Origin of the sequence: Calothrix sp. NIES-2100 (assembly GCF_963875285.1) — a bacterium.
Taxonomy (GTDB): domain Bacteria; phylum Cyanobacteriota; class Cyanobacteriia; order Cyanobacteriales; family Nostocaceae; genus Aulosira.
The window spans coordinates 8439907-8450144 of record NZ_CAWNLA010000001.1; the positions used below are offsets into that span (position 1 = coordinate 8439907).

The following is a 10238-nucleotide window of genomic DNA, read 5'->3' on the forward strand; positions in this document are numbered from 1 at the left end:
GCCAACACGAAAAAATGTGCAAATTAGATGGGTGACGGCTTACTAATAATGAGAACCAGTTTTGCGATGGTTAATAGCAGTCACCGCATCAGGTTTGAGTAATTTACCGTTATCAACAGTTGCGTAAACTACCCAATGATCGCCACATTCTAAACGCTGACTAACTGAGCATTCCAAATAAGCGATCGCATCCGTAAGCACAACACAGCCGTTATCAGCAACTGCTGTACTAAAGCTAGCAAATCTATCTTCCCCAGGGGCGAAAGATTTGCGGAAATGCTTCATGTAGTCTAGATGATTGCCTTCTTCTAAAACATTTAAGGTAAATTTACCACCAGGATACATCAAAGATTCAACGGCGCGTTCCTTAGCGATCGCCACAGTAATTCCCGGTGGGTTAAATGTTGCTTGAGATATCCAAGAACCTAACATTCCTGTAGAAACTTCTCCTTGTTTCGCCGCAATCACGCAAACAGAACCAACGATTCGCCCCACAGCTTGTTCTAAAGGAGTAGCGGATTGTTGTGGTACGCGCACTTTTTTCGCTTTTTTTATCGTTTGAGCAAAGTCTGTACCGACTTCTTCACAGTATTTGAGAGTGACATCATCTGGTTTAAACTTGACCTTGAGGGTATCAAAACCAAATTTATAGCCAGCATCCCGGAGTTTACCTTCAATTAAATCAAAGGCTTCACCACTCCAGCCATAGGAACCAAACACCCCAGCTAGTTTATTATTATCACCATCGCTAAGGACAATTCCTAAAGCAGTATGAATGGGGGTAGGTGCATGACCACCGATAGTTGGAGAACCAATAATAAATGCATCACACTCTTGCAAGGTGGCACGGATTTCATCCGGAGGCGCAAATTCGCAGTTAATAGATTTTACCGCGACTCCGCCTTTAGTTAATCCCAGGGCGATCGCCTGTGCTAAAGTTGCCGTATTTCCATAAGCTGAAGCATACAGCAGCGCTACAGATATTTCTCTAGTTCTCTGCGCGTGGCTCCATTCTCCATAGGATTTGGTCAGTTCGATTAAGCTGGTACGTACCAAAGGCCCGTGACCAACACCATACATTCTCACCTGCAAATCAGAGATTTTCTCCAAAGCTGCTTCTACATGCAAAGCATTGGGAGCCATCAAACAATTGTAGTAGTAGCGCTGGTCTTCCTTAAAGCTTTCCCAGTTGTCATCAAACGCCTCGTCACCACAGATATGAGAGCCAAATAGCTTATCTGTGTAGAGAATTTGTGTTTGTTGGTCGTAGGTACAAAGGGCTTCGGGCCAACGAGGACTAGGAGTAGGTAAGAATTTTAAAACATGACCCTTACCTAAATCTAAAGTTTCTTTCCCTCGCATCACCAAAATATTTAAAGTGTCATCAGGGAAAGCATTTCGCAAATTAGCAGCACCCGGAAGCGAACAGACAAAAGTAATCTGCGGTGCTAATTCTAACAGAGCTTTATAAGTTGCAACCCGGTTAGGATTAAAGTGACCCAAAATTACATAATCTAACTTTTTTAAATTCAGGGTCTGCTGTAAGCCTTCGAGATAAATTTCGGTGAAAGTTTCTGCCGGTGGGTCAATAATTGCCGTTTTATCGCTTTCAATTAAATAGCAATTGGAAGTAGTTCCCCTTTCCAGTGCATATTCAATTTCAAACCGCAAACGTGACCAACTACGCGCTCTAAGAACTTTAGTATTTGTCGCAATGGGCAAAACTTGTACGTCACGGGGTTTGGAATTGCTCATAGATTTCCGGTTATTTTTAGCAAAAACTTGGAAAAACCGGGTACTATTTACCCAGTTTTTAGCTAATTCAAAAATGTGAATGAAGGGTTTTGCGAATCTCATTTGTTTGATGAAATCCTTCTCATGCATGAGATAGCAACAAGAAATGAGAGGACAGCTAATCTCTCCTTCAAAGTGACTGAAAAAATCTCTTTCTCATCTCTGCGCTCTCTGTCTTGAAAAGTTCTGATCGCCGGAAGCCGGCGCTCAGACTTTTCGCTGTGTACTCGGCGGTTCAAAAAATATTAAAACCACAGAGGACACAGAGTGAAGAGATAATAGAGAAATTAGCAATAATTTGTCTGCACCTTGAAAGAGCAAATCCTACTGCTCTACTCAGCTTTAGTAGTAATTACCTACCTTGCGATGGCGAACCGCTGTTAATCCATCTGATTTGGATACACGACCTTCTTGGACAGTACAATATAAAATCCAGTGGTCACTGCATTCAATGCTGCTTTGCACTTCACATTCCATGTACGCCAGCGCATCTGTAAGAATTGGGGAACCGTTCTTCGCTGTTTGAGTTTTTACACCAGCAAATCGGTCACCACCAGGAGGTAAGCGCTTGAGGAAGTGTTTCTTCAGTTCCTGATAATTTCCTTCTTCTAGGACATTGAGAACAAAGCGATCGCCTATTTGCATCAACGAATCAATCGCTCGGTCTTTGGCTACCGCAATGGTAAATCCTAAAGGTTGTAAACTTGCTTGGCTGACCCAGGATGCAAGCATCGCACTGCTAATATCACCTTTTTTGGTAGTGACAATATATAGTCCGCTGCTAATCCGACCCAACGCTTTTTCCATATTCACGTCGAGGGACTTGAGTTGCTTGATGTTGCGATCGCGCATCAGCACTTGTCCCAAGTCTGTACCAGCTTCTGCACATAGCTGGTATGTAGACGCACCAGGAGTTTCTTTAATCCGAATTGCTGGAAAGGCTTCCTTGATACCTGAGTCAATAAATTTACGGCGCAGTGTATCAATAGGTTCATCATCCCCACCGTAACACTCAAACAATCCCACCAGTTGCTTGGTATTAGCCACAGCCAACAGCGAACTAATCCCAGCTTGAGCAGCAACGTTTGTAGTTGGCGGCATACCAATAATAATACCGGCTGCTCTACCTGCAAGTTCTTGAATTTCTTGGGCTTCCGCAGAACTGAGATCGATCATTTCGATCCCAACTCCAGTTTTTTGGATTCCCTCACCAATAGCCTGAATTAGCTGATCGCCAAAGCCGTATTCTGAGACATAAAACAAGCCAACAGTGGTTTCTGCTTTTGCTTGTCTTTGGCTCCAACTTTGGTAACACTCGGTCAGAACATCTAAATGGTGGTGCAGTAGGGGCCCGTGACCGTTGGCGATAATGTTAATTTTTCCTAAATCACCCATTCGCTTCATTGCATTTAGCAACGAACGCGCATTGGGACCCATCAAACAATCGTAATAAAATCTAAAGTCAGCTTCGATCGCCTCTAAGTCTTCGTCAAAGGTGCGCTCATCACAGAAGTGCATCCCAAAAGCATCACAGGTGTAGATAACTTCGGTTTTGCGGTCATAGCTGAAGATGGTATCAGGCCAGTGCAGATTAGGCGCACTCACGAATTCGATTTCGTGTCCTTTACCAATATTTATGCGATCGCCACTTTTGACAATCCGCTTGGAAAATGGCTCGTGTACCAAACCTTCTAAAAACTGCAATGCAATTTTAGAAGCCAAAACAGTCGCTCTCGGAGCCAACTGAAGCACATCTTCTACCAAACCGCTATGATCTGGCTCTGTGTGACTGACAATAATGTAATCAATAGTCTTGGGGTTTACCAGACTTTTGAGCGTTTCTAAATACAGTTCCCGAAACTTCTGGTGAGAAGTATCAATTAAAACTGTTTGCTCACCCCTAATTAGATAGGAATTGTAAGTCGTTCCATTTTGCAGTCCGAATTCGATATCGAAGCGATCGCGATCCCAATCAAGAGAGCGAATCGCCGTTGTGTTAGGGGCAATTTCTACAGTTTGTATAGTTAGCCGATGCTGAACGTTCTCTGCGATCGCTACCATTATTCGTCTCCGAGCGCAAAACAACAGTATTTTTGTCTGTCCCCATTGTCCCTATAATTTTTTCTTTAAGCTGTAATAAACGTTAGTTTTTGTAAAAATCGACTTGTAGCAATTGTTGCTCTTTTTTAGAATATTTTTTAACTTCAAAACTATACTAAAAATCTCATATTTTTCTCAGGTATCAAGTATTAAATATTGATATTTATTTGCCTAATTTAAAATCCCCAACTTATCATACATATCATTTGCATTTTGAAAATCATTTCGTAACAAAAAGCATAAACTGCTATACCGATGTATCTAGCTTTTATTTTTTATGCTTGTTATTACTTAGTATTTATACACAATTAAATTCAAAATTAATAGCTAATCTTGCCTACAGTATAATTGTTGCTTTTTAGTAAGTCGCACCAGCTTGTAGCAAAATCTTCTTAATTACAGGATGTTTCTGTCCTGTGTATTCAGCAAAATATAAAGCTGTTTCACCATTTTCAGTTCTCATATTCACATTGGCACCAGAGCGAAACAAAGTTCGCATTGCCCAAGCTTTAGAGCGGAGAACAGCTTTCATTAATGGAGTTAAACCATCTGTAGCAAACTGATTAACGTCTATCCCAGAAGATACTAAAAGATTAATTAACCTAATATTACCAATCTCGGCTGCCAGATGAATTTCTGCTCCTTTCCAACAACCATATTTAGCGCCAGCTTTCAAAAGTATTTTTGTAAAAACTGGTGGAATAACTGCATCTAAAACCACATAATTTAAAACTGTATATCCTTCCCAGTCTTTATAATTTATGTCAGCACCAGCACGAATCAGCGCCCGCAATGCCCTAGCTTGAAAAGCGTAGATGCCAATTGCTGACATCAAGGGTGTTTTTCCATCTTCATTGAGGCGATTTAAATCAGCTCCTAATTCTGCCAGCAACTCGATCATTTGCACATTGCCACCAGCAACAGCACAATGAACAGCAGTACTACCATTTTCATTTAAAGAATTTATATCTAAACCTTGTGCGACTAACTGACGCACTGTAGTTGTGTCACCCTCAATAACAGCATCGAAGAATTTTTGTAAGGACTTATTTTCTCGTCGCTGTTTGCGAATAACCGCTTTTGGTAATTCTCGTTCAGCATATTCAATTTCTTCAGAATCTGTAATTAAAGGAAGCAGATAATCACAAACTTCCTGATTCCCTTCATATACTGCTACTGAAAGCGGACTCATGTATCCATCATAGTCAATCCAGAGATTTGGATCTGCACCTGCTTCTACCAAGTAACGAACAATCCTCACTTCTCCGGTTCTAGCAGCAGCAATTAAAGGTGTCCCCCAATCTGTGCGGAGATTTAAGTAAGCACCAGCCGCAATCAAAACCTCTACAATTTTGATATCTTTACTCCAGACTCCATGAGCAAGAGAATTAGATAGAGAATGTCCATCAAACTTTTGGATTGCTAATATTTGTTGTACAATATTCAGCCTTCCCAATCGAGTAGCCATTTCTAAAGCTTCTTTAAAATAGCAAATTTTATAGTTATCAGATTTGCTGGTAATAGCTCGAACTAGAATTTGTTTCAGTTCCTTATCCGTTTCTTCTAATAACCACAATGCTTGCCATTGATGAGGTTGCATTTGTCCATATTCCATTGGCAGCGTTACACCGTGGTAAGAATAAAGCCCATTACCATCACTAAATTTAACCGCCGCTTCTCCTTCTGCATGAAGGATATTTTCTGAATTAAACAAGAACTGAGACGGGCGATCGCAAACTAAACAGATTGTTTCAAAAGGAATAATCCAACCACAAGATTTAACCAGTTTTTGAAATACTTCCCAGGCAAATTCATCATAAGGCTGAAATAGCCTATGACTTACCACAGAAAAATGAAAATCGAATAATCCACCTTTACAAGCATACGAGTGGAGTGGCACAAACCAATAAAAGTCATAGCTAGATGAAACTGATTGCCACTTGTCGCGGTAACTTGGCATTAAAGATTGTTGTTCAGGTGTGATTTCATCCACAAACGCCATAGTCTTACCAAATGCGACTATTGTTGTTTATTTAAGTGGAATCTTCATACTCAAATCCAACCACTTAGACTGTGTAATCGGTGCGCTACTAGAAATATAATCCACACCTGTTTCCGCCACAGCCCGAATCGTGTCCAAAGTCACATTCCCTGAAGCTTCAATTTTAATGTGACTATATTCTTGGCGAATCAACTGCACCGCAACAGACATCATCTCTAGAGGCATATTATCCAACATAATAATGTCAGCTTTATGCTCTAGCGCTTCCTTCACCTGCTCTAGAGTTTCCGTCTCTACCTCTATTGTGAGCGGATAAGGTATCTGAGAACGGATGCGCGTAATTGCTTCGCCAATTCCCCCAGCCGCCGCAATGTGATTATCCTTAATCATCACCGCATCATCCAGCCCCATGCGATGATTAATCGCCCCTCCCACAGCCGTTGCGTATTTTTCCAACAATCTCAGCCCTGGGGTAGTTTTGCGCGTATCCACCAACTGAGCAGGTAAATCCGCAATTCGCTCTACATATATATGAGTTAACGTCGCAATCCCACTCAAACCCATAGTCAAGTTAAGCGCAACCCTTTCCCCCATCAGCAGCGCATCCAATGAACCATGAATTTCCGCTACTACTTGTCCTGGTTCACACCATGCACCTTCATCTGTCATGGGTACAAAGCTGACTTTTTCGTTCAAAAGCTGAAATACCCTAGCTGCAATTGGTAACCCAGCAATAACTCCTGGAGCTTTGGCAATCCATATAGCTGTTCCTGGCGTGACATCTTTAGCTAGTAGGCTGTTCGTTGTGCGATCGCCGCGACCAATATCCTCCAACAACCAGCTATGCAACAGCGGATCTAACACCAGCCAAGGTGGCAAAACAGCAAACTTGCTCACAACTTCATTGCTTCCTTCTAAACTGCCAGGAATACTATAGCTGAAAACCCTGACTGTGCAAGCCTTACAATCTCGATTCAAAAAAAACTCAATTTTTTGAAAAAAAGAGTTGACAAACTAAAGTCGGCTCGATATATTGGATAAGTGCCTGAGAGCGGAGTGCCAAAAGCGCAGCGCGGCAGGAACACCGAACCTTGAAAATATTATAGTTTGAAAGCCAGTATACAACAAGTTTCTTGCGTCAGTAAAGAAAATCACCGGACTGAGGTGTAAAAACAGTCAAAAGAGCTAAAACAAACTTCAACAAAATGGAGAGTTTGATCCTGGCTCAGGATGAACGCTGGCGGTATGCTTAACACATGCAAGTCGAACGGTCTCTTCGGAGATAGTGGCGGACGGGTGAGTAACGCGTGAGAATCTAGCTTCAGGTCGGGGACAACCACTGGAAACGGTGGCTAATACCGGATGTGCCGAAAGGTAAAAGGCTTGCTGCCTGAAGATGAGCTCGCGTCTGATTAGCTAGTAGGTGTGGTAAGAGCGCACCTAGGCGACGATCAGTAGCTGGTCTGAGAGGATGATCAGCCACACTGGGACTGAGACACGGCCCAGACTCCTACGGGAGGCAGCAGTGGGGAATTTTCCGCAATGGGCGAAAGCCTGACGGAGCAATACCGCGTGAGGGAGGAAGGCTCTTGGGTTGTAAACCTCTTTTCTCAAGGAAGAAAAAAATGACGGTACTTGAGGAATCAGCATCGGCTAACTCCGTGCCAGCAGCCGCGGTAATACGGAGGATGCAAGCGTTATCCGGAATGATTGGGCGTAAAGCGTCCGCAGGTGGCTATGTAAGTCTGCTGTTAAAGAGCAAGGCTCAACCTTGTAAAAGCAGTGGAAACTACATGGCTAGAGTGCGTTCGGGGCAGAGGGAATTCCTGGTGTAGCGGTGAAATGCGTAGAGATCAGGAAGAACACCGGTGGCGAAAGCGCTCTGCTAGGCCGCAACTGACACTGAGGGACGAAAGCTAGGGGAGCGAATGGGATTAGATACCCCAGTAGTCCTAGCCGTAAACGATGGATACTAGGCGTGGCTTGTATCGACCCGAGCCGTGCCGGAGCTAACGCGTTAAGTATCCCGCCTGGGGAGTACGCCGGCAACGGTGAAACTCAAAGGAATTGACGGGGGCCCGCACAAGCGGTGGAGTATGTGGTTTAATTCGATGCAACGCGAAGAACCTTACCAAGACTTGACATGTCGCGAATCCTCTTGAAAGGGAGGAGTGCCTTCGGGAGCGCGAACACAGGTGGTGCATGGCTGTCGTCAGCTCGTGTCGTGAGATGTTGGGTTAAGTCCCGCAACGAGCGCAACCCTCGTTTTTAGTTGCCAGCATTAAGTTGGGCACTCTAGAGAGACTGCCGGTGACAAACCGGAGGAAGGTGGGGATGACGTCAAGTCAGCATGCCCCTTACGTCTTGGGCTACACACGTACTACAATGCTACGGACAAAGGGCAGCAAGCTAGCGATAGCAAGCAAATCTCACAAACCGTAGCTCAGTTCAGATCGGAGCTTGCAACTCAGCTCCGTGAAGTCGGAATCGCTAGTAATTGCAGGTCAGCATACTGCAGTGAATTCGTTCCCGGGCCTTGTACACACCGCCCGTCACACCATGGAAGCTGGCAACGCCCGAAGTCATTACTCCAACCATTCGTGGGGGAGGATGCCTAAGGCAGTGCTGGTGACTGGGGTGAAGTCGTAACAAGGTAGCCGTACCGGAAGGTGTGGCTGGATCACCTCCTTTTAGGGAGACCTACCCAACTTTAAAATCGAAAGCAAACAGCGAATAGATGTAAAGATGGTCTACTCTAGGTCGGTCGCAAGTATTGTTGAGGCTTTCAAACTATGATGAGGTTCAATTATGGGCTATTAGCTCAGGTGGTTAGAGCGCACCCCTGATAAGGGTGAGGTCCCTGGTTCGAGTCCAGGATGGCCCACCTGAAGCAAGTCAAAAGTTAAAAGTCAAAAGTCAAAAGTAAGAAATAAATTATTTTTGAATTTTGAATTTTGAATTTTGAATTGTGTTAGGGGGTTTAGCTCAGTTGGTAGAGCGCCTGCTTTGCAAGCAGGATGTCAGCGGTTCGAGTCCGCTAACCTCCACATCAAGTACTTCCTTGTGAAAATCGCCAAAGTTATATCGATGGCAGTCAAAAGCTGAAAACGGTATAATGGTTGTGATGACAAAGACAGTATGATACAATCAAAGATTGTGGTTAAATTCAGCAATTGACAAATCTCAAAGTCAAACTGCTGGGTGAAAACCAGCCAGAACCTTGAAAACTGCATAGTAACGCGAAAAAAGCAGGCAGACACAGACATTTAATGAATGAAATGTGTTTGCAGTGGTGAAGACCAAATGAATTGTGGTCAAGCTAATAAGGGCTGATGGTGGATACCTAGGCACACAGAGGCGAAGAAGGACGTGGTTACCGACGAAATGCTCCGGGGAGTTGGAAGCAGACATTGATCCGGAGATGTCCGAATGGGGCAACCCTAAATACTACCTGCTGAATATATAGGCAGGAAAGAGCCAACCCAGCGAATTGAAACATCTTAGTAGCTGGAGGAAGAGAAATCAAAAGAGATTCCCTGTGTAGTGGTGAGCGAAAGGGGAAAAGCCTAAACCAAAGGGTTTACCTTTTGGGGTTGTGGGAAAGCAATAACGAATCTAGCGGTTAGACGAAGCAGCTAAATACTGCACCAAAGAAGGTGAAAGTCCTGTAGTCGAAAACTTAAGGATAGTAGCTTCATCCCGAGTAGCATGGGGCACGAGGAATCCCATGTGAATCAGCGAGGACCATCTCGTAAGGCTAAATACTACTGTGTGACCGATAGTGAACAAGTACCGCGAGGGAAAGGTGAAAAGAACCCCGGAAGGGGAGTGAAATAGAACATGAAACCGTCAGCCTACAAGCAGTGGGAGTCCGATTAAACGGATGACCGCGTGCCTGTTGAAGAATGAGCCGGCGACTTATAGGCACTGGTAGGTTAAAGCGAGAATGCTGGAGCCAAAGGGAAACCGAGTCTGAAGAGGGCGAAAAATCAGTGTTTATAGACCCGAACCCTGGTGATCTAACCATGTCCAGGATGAAGCTTGGGTAACACCAAGTGGAGGTCCGAACCGACCGATGTTGAAAAATCGGCGGATGAGGTGTGGTTAGGGGTGAAATGCCAATCGAACCAGGAGCTAGCTGGTTCTCCCCGAAATGTGTTTAGGCGCAGCGGTAATGAATATATCTGGGGGGTAAAGCACTGTTTCGGTGCGGGCTGGGAGACCGGTACCAAATCGAGACAAACTCAGAATACCCAGAGCACACATTGCCAGTGAGACAGTGGGGGATAAGCTTCATTGTCAAGAGGGAAACAGCCCAGACCACCAGCTAAGGTCCCCAAAT

The 10238-nt window shown here is 44.2% G+C and carries 4 protein-coding genes, 2 tRNA genes and 2 rRNA genes (1 of these 8 running past the window's edge); 4 read left to right on the top strand and 4 right to left on the bottom strand.

Annotation, left to right across the window (positions count from 1 at the left end):
- Positions 1-42: 42 nt before the first annotated feature.
- The 4 genes from AACU32_RS34305 to nadC form a co-directional block, all read right to left on the bottom strand.
- On the bottom strand, positions 43-1755 hold the full coding sequence (locus AACU32_RS34305; protein WP_096608307.1) for a flavin reductase: 1713 nt from the start codon (positions 1753-1755) through the stop codon (positions 43-45).
- A 381-nt stretch (positions 1756-2136) separates the two neighbouring features.
- Positions 2137-3855, bottom strand: a complete 1719-nt coding sequence (locus AACU32_RS34310) for a diflavin flavoprotein (RefSeq protein ID WP_096606610.1) — start codon at positions 3853-3855, stop codon at positions 2137-2139.
- Positions 3856-4252: 397 nt separating this feature from the next.
- On the bottom strand, positions 4253-5896 hold the full coding sequence (locus AACU32_RS34315) for an ankyrin repeat domain-containing protein (protein ID WP_096606611.1): 1644 nt from the start codon (positions 5894-5896) through the stop codon (positions 4253-4255).
- A 27-nt stretch (positions 5897-5923) separates the two neighbouring features.
- Positions 5924-6793: a carboxylating nicotinate-nucleotide diphosphorylase gene (gene nadC / locus AACU32_RS34320; protein ID WP_096608308.1), complete on the bottom strand. Its 870-nt coding sequence runs from the start codon at positions 6791-6793 to the stop codon at positions 5924-5926.
- A gap of 305 nt (positions 6794-7098) precedes the next feature.
- Here nadC and AACU32_RS34325 point away from each other — a divergent pair.
- The 4 genes from AACU32_RS34325 to AACU32_RS34340 form a co-directional block, all read left to right on the top strand.
- Positions 7099-8587 (top strand): 16S ribosomal RNA (locus AACU32_RS34325).
- A 119-nt stretch (positions 8588-8706) separates the two neighbouring features.
- A tRNA-Ile gene (locus AACU32_RS34330) sits at positions 8707-8780 on the top strand.
- Positions 8781-8870: 90 nt separating this feature from the next.
- Positions 8871-8943, top strand: a tRNA-Ala gene (locus tag AACU32_RS34335).
- A 265-nt stretch (positions 8944-9208) separates the two neighbouring features.
- Positions 9209-10238, top strand: a 23S ribosomal RNA gene (locus AACU32_RS34340) (it continues 1799 nt past the right edge of the window).
- The 16S and 23S rRNA genes sit together here with 2 tRNA genes alongside, the layout of an rRNA operon.

What these genes read in the sequence shown, in the direction of transcription:
- AACU32_RS34305 (WP_096608307.1), bottom strand. Translation starts at nt 1,755, where the DNA reads ATGAGCAATTCCAAACCCCGTGACGTACAAGTTTTGCCCATTGCGACA.
- AACU32_RS34310 (WP_096606610.1), bottom strand. Translation starts at nt 3,855, where the DNA reads ATGGTAGCGATCGCAGAGAACGTTCAGCATCGGCTAACTATACAAACT.
- AACU32_RS34315 (WP_096606611.1), bottom strand. Translation starts at nt 5,896, where the DNA reads ATGGCGTTTGTGGATGAAATCACACCTGAACAACAATCTTTAATGCCA.